Raw genomic sequence first — 14,453 nt, forward strand, 5'->3', positions numbered from 1 at the left:
CCACGCATTCGTGAGCGCTCCACTACAATAGCCATATGGATCAGCCCACCCTGAAAATCATCGAGGACATTGCAGACATTCCAGCAGCAGAATGGGATGCGCTTGCCGGGGGCGATCCGACGCTTTCCCACGCCTTCTTCCTTGCGCTGCAGGAAAGCGGCTGTGCCATGCCGCAGTTCGGCTGGAAGGCGCAATTCATCACCCTGTGGCAGGGGCCAACTCTTGCGGGTGCGATGCCGCTTTACCTCAAGATGAATTCTTTTGGCGAACATGTGTTCGATTTTGCCTGGGCCGATGCCTATCAACGCAATGGCTTGCGCTATTACCCCAAGCTGGTCTGTGCCGTTCCATTCACCCCGGTGAGCGGCAGGCGCTTGTTGGCAGCATCGGATGAAACGCGCGGCTTGCTGCTGAATCATGCCTTGCAATATGCTCGGGACAGCGGCGTCTCTTCGTTGCATTGCCTGTTCCTGAACGAGGCCGATGCACTGGAAGCGCAGGCTCAGGGCATGATGCTGCGCCAGGACGTGCAGTTCCATTGGCAGAACCCGGGCTATCGGGACTTCGACGATTTCCTGTCCACACTGAGCCGCGACAAGCGCAAACGCATCAAGCAGGAACGGCGCAAGGTGAAAGAGGCCGGCATCGAACTGCAATGCATCTCCGGAGAAACCACCACTTTGGAACAGTGGTCCTTCTTCGCCTCCTGCTACCTGCACACCCTGCGTCTGCACAATTCGCCGCACCAGCTGAACGAGGATTTCTTCCAGCGCATCGGCGCCGCACTGCCGCAGCACACCCTGCTGGTCATCGCATCGCGCGAAGGCCGACCCATCGCCAGCGCACTGAATTACAAGACCGAAGAAGCCCTGTACGGGCGTTCATGGGGAACGTTCGAATTCCATTCCGGACTGCATTTCGAGGTTTGCTACTACCAGGCCATCGAGTTCTGCATCAAGCATGATCTCAAGACCTTTGAAGGCGGCGCAGGAGGCGAGCACAAACTGGCGCGCGGCTTCCTGCCGGTGACCACGCGTTCTGCGCATTGGCTGGCACATCCGCAGTTCGCCCGGGCAGTGGAGAATTACCTGCAGAACGAGACCCATGCCATCTCGGAATACCTGGACGAACTGAATGAGCGCAACCCTTTCAAACACTAGCGCGAATCCATCGAACGTACTTACAATTTTCATTTAACGGGAGAAGCATTCATGAAGATATTACCCATTCCATTCATAGCGTTGACTGGCATGCTGCTCGCCAATGCAGCCGTTGCCGAGAACGATATGATGCAAATCGGCAAGCATCACGACATGAGCATGATCGACACGCGCATCTCGCTGAACGAATCACCGCAGATGAAACAACATCAGCTGTCAAACATGCGGGAACATGTGGTAGCGGTCAAATCCATCGTCGGCCTGATGGCGGAAGGCAGATTCGAGGAAGCCTCGAAGATCGCGCATGACAAGCTCGGCTTGACCCCGGAAATGAAAATGATGTGCGGCATGTTCAATAACGAGAACTTCGAGCAGCTTGGACTGGCCTTCCACAGGAGCGGCGACGAACTCGGCGATGCGCTGCATACCGGCGACATCAAAGCGTCGTTGCGCTCACTCAACAAGACCATGCAGTATTGCGTCGAATGCCATGCGACTTACCGTCAGTAGCCAGCCTTACATCGCGGCATAGCGTTTCTTCGCAGCTACCGCACTCACGATGTAACCGCGAGTCTCGGCATAAGGCAGCCTGGTGCGCAAAGCATCGTACACCTCGTCCGGACGCATCGAATTGATCCTGTCCAGCGCATCGTTCTGGCGCGCCTTGCCGCTCAACTTGCTGAACGCACGCAACACATTGCTGGGCCCGGTGTTGTAGGCCGCAATGGCGCAGTATTCGCGCGATACGGGATTGCGGATATCGCGCAACGGGCTGTCGTTGAGCAGCACGCCAAGATAGGTCGCCCCCAGCTCGATGTTGTTGTCGGCGTTGAACAGATAGTCCTTGCTCGGCATCACGTCCTCGCCCTTGGCCTTGCGATACGCCTCGCGTCCGCCGCTCGATGGAACGAGCTGCATCATGCCGTAAGCGGGCACACTTGAGACCGCATAGGGATTGAACGAACTCTCGACCTTGATGATGGCAAAGATCAGGCTGCGGCTGACCTGGGTGTCGCCTGAATACTTGCGCACCGAGGCTGCATATTGCAGCGCGCGCCGGTCCATATGCGCATTCACCATGTGCATCTCCACGTACAGCACCTTCTTGTTCACGCCGTTGACATCGATGGTGCGGCTCTGCAATCTGCTGTCGACCAGATACTGGGTATAGCGGTCGATGTCAGCGCGTGTCTGCAGCACCACATTATCCTGGTCCACCACCAGATCCTGCAGATAGGGCTGGCCTCCGAGAGGTATCTCCTTGTCCGAGAACAGGTCGACCGCACCCGGATCGTCCGGCGTCAGCAATGCCACGACTGCCGCTTTGCGCAATTTCTCCTTTGCGCTCTCCTCGTCCAGCTGCTCGATGAGGATGGTGCCCGCATCGTAATCCACCACCACGCGGTTCTTGTAGTTCTCGGTGTACTTCACATAGCGCGTGCGGCTCGCCAGCACGCGGGACTCTTTCTTGCCCCACTTCGCGCCGCTCTCTTTTTCGACATTGCCCATCAGGCGGTCGTATTCAGCCTTGGCTTTCCTGATATCGGAAAGGATCAGCGTGGGATTGTATTGATACGCCGTCACCCGGCGCTGCGCCATGCTCTTCAGCGCCTGCTCCGGATTCTTCGCCGTCGCCACGCTGATCATCTGCTGCGTGGTGCATGCCGGCAGGCAAAGTGCGCCTGCCGTCACCAACATCAATCCGCTCTTGACCTTCATCCGCACTCCCTATTTTTTCTCCAGCGTCTCCCAGCGCGCCATCAACTCCAACAACTCCTCGTCGATCTTGTCAGCGCGCTCCTGCAACTGCTTGGCATGTGCCGGATTATCGCGAAACAGGGTGCCCGAGCCAAGCGCTGCGGCGATGTCTTCCTGCTCGCGCTCCAGCACCTCAATGCGCTTCGGCATCTCGTCCAGCTCTTTCTGCTCCTTGAAGCTGCGCTTGCTGTTCGCCTTCGGCTTTTCGTCCGGCGCTTTGGCGGCAGGCTTGGCGGGCGTGGCCGGCGCCACTTTCTGCGTAGCCTGGAATTTCTTCACCCTGACCCAATCCTCGTAGCCGCCGACGTATTCCATCAGCTTGCCGTCACCCTCGAAAGCGATTACTTGCGTCACCACGTTATCGAGGAAGGCGCGGTCGTGGCTGACCAGGAACAGCGTGCCGTCGTACTGTGCCAGCAACTCTTCCAGCAGTTCCAGTGTCTCGATGTCGAGGTCATTGGTCGGCTCGTCCAGCACCAGCACGTTGCTGGGCCGCGTGAACAGGCGGGCCAGCAGCAGGCGGTTGCGTTCGCCGCCGGAGAGCGACTTCACCGGCGAGCGCGCGCGTTCCGGCGCGAACAGGAAATCGCCGAGGTAGCTGATGACGTGCTTCTTGGCGCCGCCGATCTCGATGAAATCCGAACCCTGGCTGATGGTGTCCGCCAGCGTGGCGTTGTCGTCAAGCTGCGCGCGCAACTGGTCGAAGTAGGCCACGCTGATCTTCGTGCCCAGCTTCACCGTGCCGGAATCCGGCGCCTGCTCACCCAATATGATCTTGAGCAAGGTGCTCTTGCCCGCGCCGTTGGGGCCGAGCAGGCCGATCTTGTCGCCGCGCTGGATGCGGCAGGAGAAATCGTCGATGATCTTGCGCGCGCCGAACGATTTGTTTACATGCTCCAGTTCCGCCACCAGCTTGCCGGAACGGTCGCCCACGTCGAGGTTCATCTCGACCTTGCCCTGCTTCTCGCGCCGCGCGGCACGCTCCAGCCGCAATGCTTCCAGCCGCAGCACACGGCCCTCGTTGCGCGTGCGCCGTGCCTTCACGCCCTGGCGTATCCACACCTCTTCCTGCGCCAGCACCTTGTCGAACTTGGCGTTCACCACCGCCTCGTCGGCCAGCATGCGTTCCTTGATCTTCTGGTAAGCGGCGAAATTGCCGGGGAAGCTTGCCAGCTTGCCGCGGTCGAGTTCGACGATGCGCGTGGCGACGTTGTCGAGGAAGCGCCGGTCGTGGGTGACCAGCAGCACGCTGCCGCGAAAGTCTTTCAGCAGACCTTCCAGCCATTCGATGGAGGAGAAATCGAGGTGGTTGGTCGGCTCGTCGAGGATCAATACTTCCGGCTCGGCCACCAGCGCCTGCGCCAGCGCCACGCGCTTGCGCACGCCGCCGGAGAGCGAGCCCACCAGTGCTTCCGGATCGAGCTCCAGCCGCTGGATGGCGGTCTCGATGCGCGCCTGCACCGCCCAGCCGTTCTGCGCTTCCAGCGCGGTCTGCAGCGGCTGCATGGCTTCCAGCAGCTTATCGTAATCGGCATCCGGCTCGCCCAACTGGTGCGACAAGTGATGATAGTCGGTGATGATCTGGTGCAATTCGCCCAAACCGCGCGCCACTTCGTCGAACACCGTGGCATTGGAATCCAGCACCGGTTCCTGGCTGACGTAGCAGATGCGCGTGGACGGTTGGCGCCACAGCGTGCCGTCGTCCAGATGCGCCTGCCCGGCCAGCACCTTGAGCAGGCTGGACTTGCCACCGCCGTTGCGCCCGATCAGGCCGACACGCTCGCCCTCGTCGAGTTGAAAATCCACATGATCCAGTAGTGCGACATGACCAAAAGCCAGCGAGGCTTTATCCAGCGTGATATACGGCATTTAACGTTTTTCTTCCTGCGGCAAAGCGGATTGATAGATGAGCGAGAAGCCGATGGCGAAACAGCCCATGGCGAAATAACCGAACGAGGTGGTGAACGTGTACAGCACAAGATGCGTGTTGTAGCTTTCGATACCAGGGGCGAAAAAGTGGAACACGAACAGCAGGCTCGCCAATAGGTTTCCCAGCAACAGCACCCGGTGCCCGATCTTGTAACCGTTGCCCCCCGGCTTGCCATGCGGCGGCAAGCCGTGCAGGAAATGCCAGACCAGATAGACGATCAGCAGCAACAGCAAGGCACCGACCAGGCGCCCCGGTATGTCGCCTTCATGAGTCGACACGCCCAGCAGCTCCAGCAGGATATTCCCTGCCGCCGCCACCCAGCCCATCGCCAGCGTCTGCAGCATGAAGAACCAGGCGGCAAAGGTATTCAAATTCGGGTACTTCATCACTTCCCTTTCATAGTCAGCTGCTTCAGATCCTCGATGATCTCTGTCGAATGTCTCGAGGTATCGACCTTCTCGTACACCTTGGCGATCCTGCCCTGCGGGTCGATCAGGAAAGTGTAGCGTTTGGCAAACTTGAACAGCCATAGATCCATCAGCGCGCCATAACGTGCAGCCACCTCGGTGGATCCGTCTGCCAGCAGCGGGAACGGCAGATGGTATTTTCTGGCGAATTCTGCATGGCTTGTGCTGTCGTCCACGCTGATGCCCACCACTTGCGCGCCCATGGCCGTCAGCTTGTGCAGGTCGTCGCGGAAGGCGCATGCCTCCTGCGTGCAGCCCGGCGTGTCGTCCTTGGGATAGAAATACAGCACCAGCCAGCTGCCCGAGAATTGCTTCAGGCTGTGCTTCACCCCGTTCTGGTCGGGCAACTCGAAGTCCGGGGCCGCTTCGCCCACCTTGGGCAGCTCGCCTGCCCGTGCCATCTGGCTCACCAACAGGGCAAAAGCAGCCAGCAAACCGAACAAGATCAGCCATTTCATACAGAAACCCCTCGTCCCGGATAAGCGAGGATGGGATTTTACGTTAGAATGCGCGCCGCATCTCCTGCATCTGTCCTCGTAGTTAAATGGATATAACCGGCCCCTCCTAAGGGTCAATTACAGGTTCGATTCCTGTCGAGGACGCCATCCATCCAATACTGCCACCATCCCACTATTTTATTATGGTTATGTTGGGCTATAGTTCGATTGTCAAATTCTGATCCACCTTCTTGTTCAACTTAAGCGAAAGGCAAGCCATGAAAATGAACGTATCGTTGAGAAGCCTGATGTTGATCGCAGCACTCGCAGTATTGACCGGCTGCGCCACCAGCCGCAGCGAGGTCAAGCTCGGCGGCATGGACACAGCCAACTACACAGTCACCAAGTCCAAGGTCGTCCTGATCCGCTCCGTGACCGACGAACGCGTATTCGAACAGGAACCCAGCGATCCCAGCACCCCGTCCCTGGGCGGTGAAGGTGCAAATGGCGCATCGGCAGACACCAAGGCCCGCGCGATCGGACGCAAACGCGGCGGTTTCGGCAAGGCGCTGGGCGATGTGCTGCTGGAAAACGGGCAGACCGTGGCTGGCGTGGTGCGCGAGAACCTGACTACGGCATTCAAGCAGGCAGGCTACCGGACGACGAGCAGCGCAGCCGAAGCAGGCCCGTCACCCATGATAGTCGACGTGCATATCAAGCAATTCTGGGCCTGGGTCCAACCCGGTTTCTGGGCACTGACGCTGAATAGCCATATCACCACCGACCTTGAAATAAGTGGAACAGCAGCGCCGACGGTCGTGAGCGTGAGCGAGAAAGATTCTCGGCAACTGGTCACCGACAGCGCCTGGATAGAGATCGTGGACAAGACATTGAAGGACTATCGCGAACAGGCCAGCGCCAAAGCTGCCGGTTTGCCGTAACCGACAGGTTGCAACGAGCCGGATGACGGAACGATGCGTCATCCGGCTCGTTGCATTTGTGCATCAATATTTGACTGGCACCCGCGCCGTCAGCGCGCACATCAACTCGTAACTGATGGTTCCTGCCGACTTCGCCACCTCTTCCACCGACAATCCGGTGCCCCACAAGGTGACGGGACTGCCGATATCGGCATCCGGTATCTCGCTCAGGTCGACACTCAGCATATCCATCGAGACGCGCCCCAGTGTGCGGGTGCGCTGTCCGTTCACCTGGATCGGCGTGCCGGTCGGCGCATGGCGCGGATAGCCGTCGGCATAACCGCAGGCCACCGTGCCGATACGCATCGTCTTGTCGGCACGGAACAGCCCGGCATAGCCGACGCGGTCGCCCGCCTTCAGTTCGCGCACCGAGATGATCTCGCTGGTCAAGGTCATCACCGGACGCAAGCCGAGCTGCTGAGCGCTGGCATCGGCGAACGGCGATGCGCCGTAAAGCATGATGCCGGGCCGCACCCATTCGCTGTGCGTGGACGGATAGCGTAACAGTGCAGCGGAATTGGCCAGCGAACGCGGCAAGCGATAAGCGGCGGTCAATCCCTTGAAGAGTTCGAGTTGCTCGGCGACACCTTCCGGCTCGTCGGCATGGGAGAAGTGCGTCATCAGGGTGATGTCGCGTACCGCCGGGTGCTTGCGCAATTTCTCCATCGCTGCGGGAACCTGTTCCGGCGCGAAGCCCAGGCGGTTCATGCCGGTGTTGATCTTGAGCCACACCTCCAGCGAGTTGCGGCGCGGGCAGGCATCGAGCATGGCCAGCTGCCGGGTGCTGTGGATGACGCTGCCCAGTTCGTATTCGGCCAGCAGCGGCAATTCTTCCGCGTCGAAAAAGCCTTCCAGCAGCAGGATGGTCTGGCGAAAACCGGCCTCGCGCAGGGCGATGGCATCGCGCACATCGAGCAATGCGAACCCTTCCGCCTCATTCAATGCCTCGGCCACACGCAGCAAACCATGCCCGTAGGCGTTCGCCTTGATGACCGCCATGATGCGGCTGGATGCTGTGCGGCGCGCCACGCGCAGATTGTTCTGCAGGGCGGAAAGGTCGATGTGAGCTTGTATCGGGCGGGACATGAGTGAAGGCAGGAGCGGTTAAACTGCCGCGAATGATAGCAGGCCTCATATTTTCGTGTTATAAAAGACCGGTCCTCCCAAAAAGAATCTATAGTGAATCGCGGTTTTTACACCATCCTGATAGCGCAGTTCTTTTGGCTACGGCCAGACAATGAACCCGTCTTTAACGTGCTGTGCACATTAGCCTCCGCCGAAAGAACATGAATCGAGGCTTCTACACAATTCTGATAGCGCAGTTCTTTTCCGCGCTCGCTGACAACGCTCTGCTGTTCGCCGCCATCGCCCTGTTGAAGCAGGTGCATGCGCCAAGCTGGCACACGCCTGTCCTGCAGCAGGCATTCATCATCTCGTTCGTCATTCTCGCCCCCTTTGTCGGTGCGTTCGCCGACTCGCTGCCCAAGGGTCGCGTGATGTTCATCAGCAACGCGATCAAGATGGTGGGCTGCATCGCCATGCTGGTCGGCATCAATCCGCTGCTGGCCTACGGCCTGGCCGGCTTCGGCGCGGCAGCATATTCGCCGGCCAAATACGGCATCCTCACCGAATACCTGCCGCCGGAAAGACTGGTGTGGGCGAACAGCTGGATGGAAGGCCTGACGGTCAGCGCCATCATCCTGGGCGCAGTGATCGGCGGCATGCTCATCACGCCCAGTATCGCCACAGCGATCCTGCAGGACTTGCATGTGCCGATGGTGGTGACCCCGGCAGAACTGGCCATCTTCATCATTTTCTTCATGTATCTTGTTGCGGCACTGTTCAACCTGTACATCCCGCTGGTACCCATCGAACACAAACCGTTCAGCCGCAGTCCGCTGTTCCTGCTCAAGGACTTCTGGCATTGCTTCACGCTGCTGTGGAAGGACCCGCTGGGACAGGTCTCGCTGGCTGTCACCACGCTGTTCTGGGGTGCGGGTGCGACGTTGCGTCTGCTGGTGCTGTCGTGGGCGGCTGTGGCGCTGCATTACAGCATGGGCGAAGCGGCCAAGCTGATCGCCTGGTTCGCCGTCGGCATTGCCATCGGCGCCGTGATGGCAGCGCGTCTGGTCAAACTCGAACACGCGGTGAACGTGCTGCCGGTAGGCATCGGCATGGGATTGCTGGTGCTGGTGATGATCCCGATCACCAACCCGCTGCTCGCCATCCTGCTGCTCATCAGCATCGGCATGATGGCCGGTTTCTTCGTGGTGCCGATGAACGCCCTGCTGCAGCACCGCGGACACTTGCTGATCGGCGCAGGCCGCTCCATCGCCGTGCAGAACTTCAACGAGAACATCAGCATCTTCCTCATGCTGGGACTCTATGCGCTGATGGAAAAACTCGAGCTCCATCTCAACCTCATCATTCTCGTGTTCGGCCTGCTGATGGCCGGCCTCATGGGTCTGCTGTACAAGAAACACGGCCACGACCAGGATAACGGCAGAATTTGAACGCTCCTCCAAGGAGATCGCATGGGAATCCGGATACTCGCGTTGCTGATCTTACTCAGCTGCTTTGTCGACGAGATCATCGCCCGTTCCGTCGGTGCAAGCATCCACAACGATTAGGGAGAGCAATATGAGAGCGCTCGTTGCATCGATCATCGTATGCTCGATTCTCGATCTGAGCGGCTGTGCTACCACCAGCCACGACCCGGCACTGCTCACTTTTGACCAATCCCGGTTGCCGCCTGCCGACCTCAGCCTGACGATCCCCGGTCTCGGCCCTTGCACCAACAACCCGGATCGCACGCTGCACCTCAACTCGCAACAGCCTGTGACCGTGCTGGTGCATGGTTGCCGCGGCTCGACCGGAAATTTCCGCGCACTGGCAGAAGTCATGGCGTTCCAGGGCCAGCAGACGGCCTGCTTCGATTACGACGACCGCGACAGCCTGATGCGCAGTTCGGCGCAACTGGCCGCTTCGCTCGATGCACTGGCAAGACAGATGCATGACAAACAGATCACCGTCATCGGCCACAGCCAGGGCGCGCTGATCTCGCGCAAGGCACTGGTGGCAGAGCGCCCCGACCCCATGCAGGACCAACAGGCTCAACTGCGACTGGTCACCATATCCGGCCCGTTCTCCGGCATCGCCTCGGCCGAGACATGCGGCTCACCTTCTCTGCTATGGCGCGTGGTGACACTGGGGATGGTGAAACAGGTGTGTCAACTCATCAGTGGCGACAAGTGGTTCGAGATCACCTCTGCTTCCGACTTCATCCGCGAACCTGGCAAACTGCGCGACCAGGTGCAGTCGTATCTGAAGATCGACACTGACGAGCGTGGCGCCTGCTATCGCGACAAAGAGGGCAATTGCATTGAGAAAGACTACACCTTCAGCCTGGCGGAACAGTATTACCCACCAGTCGACCATGCACCTCTGGTGAAGAACGTCGAGGTCAAGGCCGGGCATGTCGAGATCGTTGGCGACCAGCGTGTCGCCCCGGTCAAACTGATTGCCATCCTGCAGCAAAATGGCATACTTAACCGGACCGAGCCGCAGCGCAGCGCAGCATTCGACCTGTTACTGGCCAAACTGTATGTGCACGACAACTAAGGAGCCCGCCATGACCTACCGCACCGTCACCCTGCTATGCGCTATCCTGCTGCTCAGCGCTTGCGGCAAGAGCGATAACCAACCCGCTCCCAAGCTGTTCAAGGACCAGATCGATGTGCTCGACAAAGCCAAGGCAGTCGATCCAGCCTTGCAGCAACAGACGGACGAACAACGCAAGGCGATCGAAAAACAAGCACAGTAAAGGCCACAAGGTTCATGTACAAACTATCCGCCAATATTCTCCGCATCTGCTTCCGCGCCAGCCTGCTGGTTCTGGCTGTCCCTACACTTGCCCAGGCCAGCCTCCCCCTGTCCTCCGATGTTCCCGGCGGTGTCGCGGTCGTTCCTCTTGGCAGCACTTCCACCATTGCCGGCAAGCCGCAAACCTGGCTGGGTGAGCAACCAGTACTCGTCACCGCCGATCACGAACAATGGTACGCGGTGGTCGGCCTGCCACTGAGCATGACACCCGGTTCGCATGAACTGCGTGTCAAAGTCGGCGATGAAACGAAGACACAGTACTTCATGGTCAACCCCAAGGATTATCCCGAGCAGCGCATCATCCTCAAGGACAAAAGCAAGGTGGAGCTGTCGGCCGCCAACCTTGCGCGCGCCGAACGCGAGATCGCTGCGATCCATGAGCTGGAACACCACTGGAGTCCCATACAGGATACCGATATGGATTTCATCGTCCCCGCTGATGGCAAATTGGCCGGGCGCTTCGGACTGCGCCGATTCTTCAACGGCGAGCCGCGCGCGCCACATGCCGGGCTTGATGTGGCGGTAGCGCAAGGCACGCCGGTCATGGCGAGCGCTCATGGCACGGTGCTGGCGGTCGGCGACTATTTCTTCAACGGCAAAACAGTATTCGTCGACCATGGCAACGGGCTGATCACCATGTACTGCCACCTCGAACGGATCGATGTGCAAGCCGGGGAAACCGTCGGCAAAGGCCAGTTACTCGGGCTTTCCGGCAAAACAGGGCGTGCCACCGGCCCGCACCTGCACTGGAGCGTCGTACTGAACGGAACCATGGTCGATCCCGCGCTGTTCATAACGGAAAAACATCATTCCGAGACCGCCTTGAACACGCTTGAATGAGCATCGCCAGCTAACCGCCGGATTGGATCCATAGCTTCGCGCTTGACCGTGGCAGTTGAGTTGAGATGAAGAGAGCTGGTTGCTACAGGGTAAGGCGGCAGATCGAGGTGACGCAAACACCACAGACCTGCCTGGCCACAACTTGCCCGAGGAGGATCGTTATGGCTTCCGTTATCGTACATTTTCCGGCCTTGATCCGAGTCAAGAATATGTGAAAAGACTGTCGAAATTATTGGGATTCCGTCACCACCATGTTCACCAAAGCCACTTTCAAATTCCTCGACGAGCTGGCCGCCAACAACGACCGGGCCTGGTTCGAGGCGAACAAGCCGCGCTATGAAGCGCTGGTGCGCGAACCTGCACTGGACTTCATCGAGGCGATGGAACCCGTCCTCAAGACATTCGCCCCCAATTTCCGCGCCGAACCGCGCAAGATGGGCGGTTCGTTGATGCGCGTGTTTCGCGACACGCGTTTTTCGCGCGACAAGACGCCTTACAAGACCAACATCGGCATCCAGTTTCGCCACGCACTGGGCAAGGACGTGCATGCGCCCGGTTTCTACGTGCATGTCGCCGCGGACGAGTGCTTCTTTGCGGTCGGCTGCTGGCATCCGGAAGCAGATGCACTGGGACGGATACGCGATCTCATCGCACAGAAACCGGAAAAATGGTTTGCCGCACGCGACGACAAGAAATTCGTCGCGCAATGGGAGCTCTGGGGCGACAGTCTGACTCGCCCCCCGCGCGGCTATGCCAGCGATCACCCTGCGATAGCCGATCTGAAACGCAAGGATTTTGTCGCCCTGGCCCCGTTGTCCGTTGCAGAGATCACCGGTTCCGGCCTGGTCAAACTGGCAGGCAAGCGTTTTGCCGAGACGGCTCCATTCATGGCGTTCCTGTGCGCAGCGCTTGAAGTACCCTACTGAAGGACGATAAATGAAGATAGGCATCCCCAAAGAGATCAAAACCAACGAAAACCGCATCTCGCTGGTCCCGGCCGGAGCGGAAGCATTGGTGTCGGCCGGACATACGGTGATCGTCGAGGCAGGCGCGGGACTGGGCAGCGGTTTCAGCGACGCGCAATATCTGGCCGTGGGCGCGCAGATCGCCAGGGATGCGGATGCAGTCTGGGCAGCCTCCGACATGATCGTGAAGGTGAAAGAGCCGATCGAGTCGGAATGGCAACGCATCCGGCCGGGACAGACGATCTTCACCTACTTCCATTTTGCCGCCAACGAGCAACTGACCAAGGCACACATGGCATCCGGCGCGATCTGCATCGCTTATGAGACAGTCGAGTTGCCATCGCGCGAACTGCCCTTGCTGACGCCGATGTCGGAAGTGGCCGGGCGCATGGCGGTACAGGAAGGCGCCAAATATCTGGAGAAATTGAATGGCGGGCGCGGCATCCTGCTGGGCGGCGTGCCCGGTGTGCCTCCGGCCAAGGTAGTGATCCTCGGTGCCGGCGTGGTCGGCGTGAATGCGGCCAAGATCGCAGCCGGAATGGGCGCCAGCGTGGTCATCCTCGATGTGTCGCTGGAGCGGCTGCGCTACCTGAGCGATGTCATGCCGGCCAATGTACAACTGGTTTTTTCGGACCGGCACAATCTGCTGGCGCAGATCGCCAATGCCGATCTGGTCATCGGTGCGGTGCTGATACACGGTGCCGTTGCACCGAAACTGATCCGCCGCGAAGACCTCAAGACGATGCGCCCGGGCTCGGTGATCGTGGACGTCTCGGTCGACCAGGGCGGATGCATCGAAACGACTCATCCGACCACACATGAGAATCCCACCTTCATCGTGGACGGCGTAGTGCACTACGGCGTGGCCAACATGCCCGGCGGCGTACCGATCACCTCGACGCTGGCACTGACCAATGCCACCCTGCCCTATGTGCTGCAATTGGCCAACAAGGGATACCGGCAGGCGCTCAAGGAGTCTTCCGCCCTGCTCAACGGCCTCAATATCATCGGTGGCAAGATCACCCACCGCAAAGTCGCCGAAGCATTCGGCATGGAATATCGCCCGGCGGAATCCTTCCTCGATTAAGCGGCCAAGCACCCGAGCGCTGCGCAACGCTCAGTTGCGTTTCCACCAGTCCGCGATGATGCTTCCCACCGCCGGATTGACCAGGTAGCCAAAGGAACGATGGCTGTTCAGGCCTTCGTTGGTGCAGAAAAAATTGTAGATCCCCTGGCAATGATCTTCGATGGACTCAACCAGCCCTTGCTCCAGCATCGCACCGAAGCTGTCGTACAGGTTCCGTTTCAGGGAAACCAGATCGCCTTCCGATGACAGGTTGATCCAGTGCCGGATCAGTCCGGGATAGCTCTTCCGCCGTCCGCCATTCATGCCCATCAGGTATCGCTGTATATAGTGCATGCCCAGCGGACTGCCGATGGTCAGGAAGTCCACCTTCCCCTGCAGTTTTTCCTGATGCGTCATTTCCCAGAGTGCATCATAGGCGATGACGGAACCCAGGCTATGGCCGATCAGCAGGACGGGTTCCTGCTTCTCCAGCAACGGCCGCAATATGTGTTTCACCAATTTGCGCATCTCGGCTGCCACGTTATCGCCATTGCTGAAGTAGCGCCGGATCTCCTGGTCCGTGCTGCGCGCATCTTCCGGCAGGAGCCGTATCAGCACCGGAACATGATCAACCAGGTTAAGGATGAAACCGCTGATCCGCACCTTCCAGGAATTCGCATCCTGAATGTCCTGCTTGGTCGGGCCATGCTTGTTGATGAGCGCATCGATCCACGGGATCTCGCGGGTGACATCCTTGTACTTGTGATAGTAGAGGTAATTCCAGCTCGCCAGGTGGAACTGTTCGCGGCCATGTTGCAGCTCCTCGGCAACATGGCTGTCGGCACGGCGGACTCCTTCAACGAGGGTGCGCCAGAGCAATTCACGGTGCTGCGCCGCACGCGGCTTGGGATTCTTGCCCGGCACGAAAACGATATGCCTGTTTGCCACTATTTACCTGCCTCGACACA

General features: G+C 59.2%; 15 protein-coding genes and 1 tRNA gene. 10 read left to right on the forward strand and 6 right to left on the reverse strand.

The annotated features are described in order from the left end of the window. Positions 1-35: 35 nt before the first annotated feature. Together SLIT_RS10670 and SLIT_RS10675 are read left to right on the forward strand one after the other, a co-directional pair. A complete protein-coding gene (locus tag SLIT_RS10670) occupies positions 36-1,160 on the forward strand; it encodes a GNAT family N-acetyltransferase (protein ID WP_013030261.1) in 1,125 nt (374 codons plus the stop codon). Between the two features lie 51 nt (positions 1,161-1,211). Next, positions 1,212-1,670 (forward strand): cytochrome c, encoded by a 459-nt coding sequence (locus SLIT_RS10675; protein ID WP_013030262.1) that lies wholly within the window; start codon positions 1,212-1,214, stop codon positions 1,668-1,670. Positions 1,671-1,676: 6 nt separating this feature from the next. On the opposite strand, the gene SLIT_RS10680 is transcribed toward SLIT_RS10675, so the two are convergent. From SLIT_RS10680 to SLIT_RS10695, 4 genes are read right to left on the reverse strand one after another with little or no spacing between them, the layout of a single operon-like run. Then, entirely contained in the window at positions 1,677-2,879 is a 1,203-nt protein-coding gene (locus SLIT_RS10680) for a murein transglycosylase domain-containing protein (RefSeq protein ID WP_013030263.1), read from the reverse strand. 9 nt (positions 2,880-2,888) lie between these two features. Next, positions 2,889-4,787, reverse strand: a complete 1,899-nt coding sequence (locus tag SLIT_RS10685) for an ATP-binding cassette domain-containing protein (protein ID WP_013030264.1) — start codon at positions 4,785-4,787, stop codon at positions 2,889-2,891. Then, positions 4,788-5,234: a hypothetical protein gene (locus tag SLIT_RS10690; protein ID WP_013030265.1), complete on the reverse strand. Its 447-nt coding sequence runs from the start codon at positions 5,232-5,234 to the stop codon at positions 4,788-4,790. After that, positions 5,234-5,773, reverse strand: a complete 540-nt coding sequence (locus tag SLIT_RS10695; protein WP_013030266.1) for a peroxiredoxin — start codon at positions 5,771-5,773, stop codon at positions 5,234-5,236. The genes SLIT_RS10690 and SLIT_RS10695 overlap by 1 nt, the downstream gene beginning before the upstream one ends. 72 nt (positions 5,774-5,845) lie before the next feature. Here SLIT_RS10695 and SLIT_RS10700 point away from each other — a divergent pair. Beyond that, positions 5,846-5,920, forward strand: a tRNA-Arg gene (locus tag SLIT_RS10700). A 110-nt stretch (positions 5,921-6,030) separates the two neighbouring features. Further along, positions 6,031-6,693, forward strand: coding sequence for a YajG family lipoprotein (locus SLIT_RS10705; protein ID WP_013030267.1), 663 nt, complete (start codon positions 6,031-6,033; stop codon positions 6,691-6,693). A 63-nt stretch (positions 6,694-6,756) separates the two neighbouring features. On the opposite strand, the gene alr is transcribed toward SLIT_RS10705, so the two are convergent. Then, positions 6,757-7,818: an alanine racemase gene (alr, locus tag SLIT_RS10710; protein WP_013030268.1), complete on the reverse strand. Its 1,062-nt coding sequence runs from the start codon at positions 7,816-7,818 to the stop codon at positions 6,757-6,759. A 200-nt stretch (positions 7,819-8,018) separates the two neighbouring features. Here alr and lplT point away from each other — a divergent pair, with 200 nt between their 5' ends. From lplT to ald, 6 genes are all read left to right on the forward strand, one after another. Continuing rightward, positions 8,019-9,245, forward strand: coding sequence for a lysophospholipid transporter LplT (gene lplT / locus SLIT_RS10715; RefSeq protein WP_013030269.1), 1,227 nt, complete (start codon positions 8,019-8,021; stop codon positions 9,243-9,245). A gap of 127 nt (positions 9,246-9,372) precedes the next feature. Continuing rightward, a complete protein-coding gene (locus SLIT_RS10720) occupies positions 9,373-10,353 on the forward strand; it encodes an esterase/lipase family protein (RefSeq protein ID WP_013030271.1) in 981 nt (326 codons plus the stop codon). 10 nt (positions 10,354-10,363) lie between these two features. After that, positions 10,364-10,555, forward strand: coding sequence for a hypothetical protein (locus SLIT_RS10725; protein ID WP_013030272.1), 192 nt, complete (start codon positions 10,364-10,366; stop codon positions 10,553-10,555). 14 nt (positions 10,556-10,569) lie between these two features. After that, positions 10,570-11,454 (forward strand): peptidoglycan DD-metalloendopeptidase family protein, encoded by an 885-nt coding sequence (locus tag SLIT_RS10730; RefSeq protein ID WP_013030273.1) that lies wholly within the window; start codon positions 10,570-10,572, stop codon positions 11,452-11,454. Between the two features lie 251 nt (positions 11,455-11,705). Beyond that, complete coding sequence (locus SLIT_RS10735; protein WP_013030274.1) at positions 11,706-12,380, forward strand: DUF2461 domain-containing protein; 675 nt, start codon at positions 11,706-11,708, stop codon at positions 12,378-12,380. A gap of 10 nt (positions 12,381-12,390) precedes the next feature. Next, positions 12,391-13,506, forward strand: a complete 1,116-nt coding sequence (ald, locus tag SLIT_RS10740; protein WP_013030275.1) for an alanine dehydrogenase — start codon at positions 12,391-12,393, stop codon at positions 13,504-13,506. Positions 13,507-13,536: 30 nt separating this feature from the next. On the opposite strand, the gene SLIT_RS10745 is transcribed toward ald, so the two are convergent. Beyond that, on the reverse strand, positions 13,537-14,433 hold the full coding sequence (locus SLIT_RS10745) for a hypothetical protein (RefSeq protein WP_013030276.1): 897 nt from the start codon (positions 14,431-14,433) through the stop codon (positions 13,537-13,539). Positions 14,434-14,453: the final 20 nt, after the last annotated feature.

The organism is Sideroxydans lithotrophicus ES-1 (assembly GCF_000025705.1).
In the GTDB taxonomy this organism is placed as follows: domain Bacteria; phylum Pseudomonadota; class Gammaproteobacteria; order Burkholderiales; family Gallionellaceae; genus Sideroxyarcus; species Sideroxyarcus lithotrophicus.

Bases quoted from the DNA above. Each gene is read 5' to 3' on its own strand.
- SLIT_RS10730 (WP_013030273.1), top strand. From the start codon at position 10,570: ATGTACAAACTATCCGCCAATATTCTCCGCATCTGCTTCCGCGCCAGC.
- ald (WP_013030275.1), top strand. From the start codon at position 12,391: ATGAAGATAGGCATCCCCAAAGAGATCAAAACCAACGAAAACCGCATC.
- SLIT_RS10725 (WP_013030272.1), top strand. From the start codon at position 10,364: ATGACCTACCGCACCGTCACCCTGCTATGCGCTATCCTGCTGCTCAGC.
- SLIT_RS10695 (WP_013030266.1), bottom strand. From the start codon at position 5,773: ATGAAATGGCTGATCTTGTTCGGTTTGCTGGCTGCTTTTGCCCTGTTG.
- SLIT_RS10705 (WP_013030267.1), top strand. From the start codon at position 6,031: ATGAAAATGAACGTATCGTTGAGAAGCCTGATGTTGATCGCAGCACTC.
- SLIT_RS10690 (WP_013030265.1), bottom strand. From the start codon at position 5,234: ATGAAGTACCCGAATTTGAATACCTTTGCCGCCTGGTTCTTCATGCTG.
- SLIT_RS10735 (WP_013030274.1), top strand. From the start codon at position 11,706: ATGTTCACCAAAGCCACTTTCAAATTCCTCGACGAGCTGGCCGCCAAC.
- alr (WP_013030268.1), bottom strand. From the start codon at position 7,818: ATGTCCCGCCCGATACAAGCTCACATCGACCTTTCCGCCCTGCAGAAC.
- SLIT_RS10685 (WP_013030264.1), bottom strand. From the start codon at position 4,787: ATGCCGTATATCACGCTGGATAAAGCCTCGCTGGCTTTTGGTCATGTC.
- SLIT_RS10675 (WP_013030262.1), top strand. From the start codon at position 1,212: ATGAAGATATTACCCATTCCATTCATAGCGTTGACTGGCATGCTGCTC.
- SLIT_RS10670 (WP_013030261.1), top strand. From the start codon at position 36: ATGGATCAGCCCACCCTGAAAATCATCGAGGACATTGCAGACATTCCA.
- lplT (WP_013030269.1), top strand. From the start codon at position 8,019: ATGAATCGAGGCTTCTACACAATTCTGATAGCGCAGTTCTTTTCCGCG.
- SLIT_RS10720 (WP_013030271.1), top strand. From the start codon at position 9,373: ATGAGAGCGCTCGTTGCATCGATCATCGTATGCTCGATTCTCGATCTG.
- SLIT_RS10680 (WP_013030263.1), bottom strand. From the start codon at position 2,879: ATGAAGGTCAAGAGCGGATTGATGTTGGTGACGGCAGGCGCACTTTGC.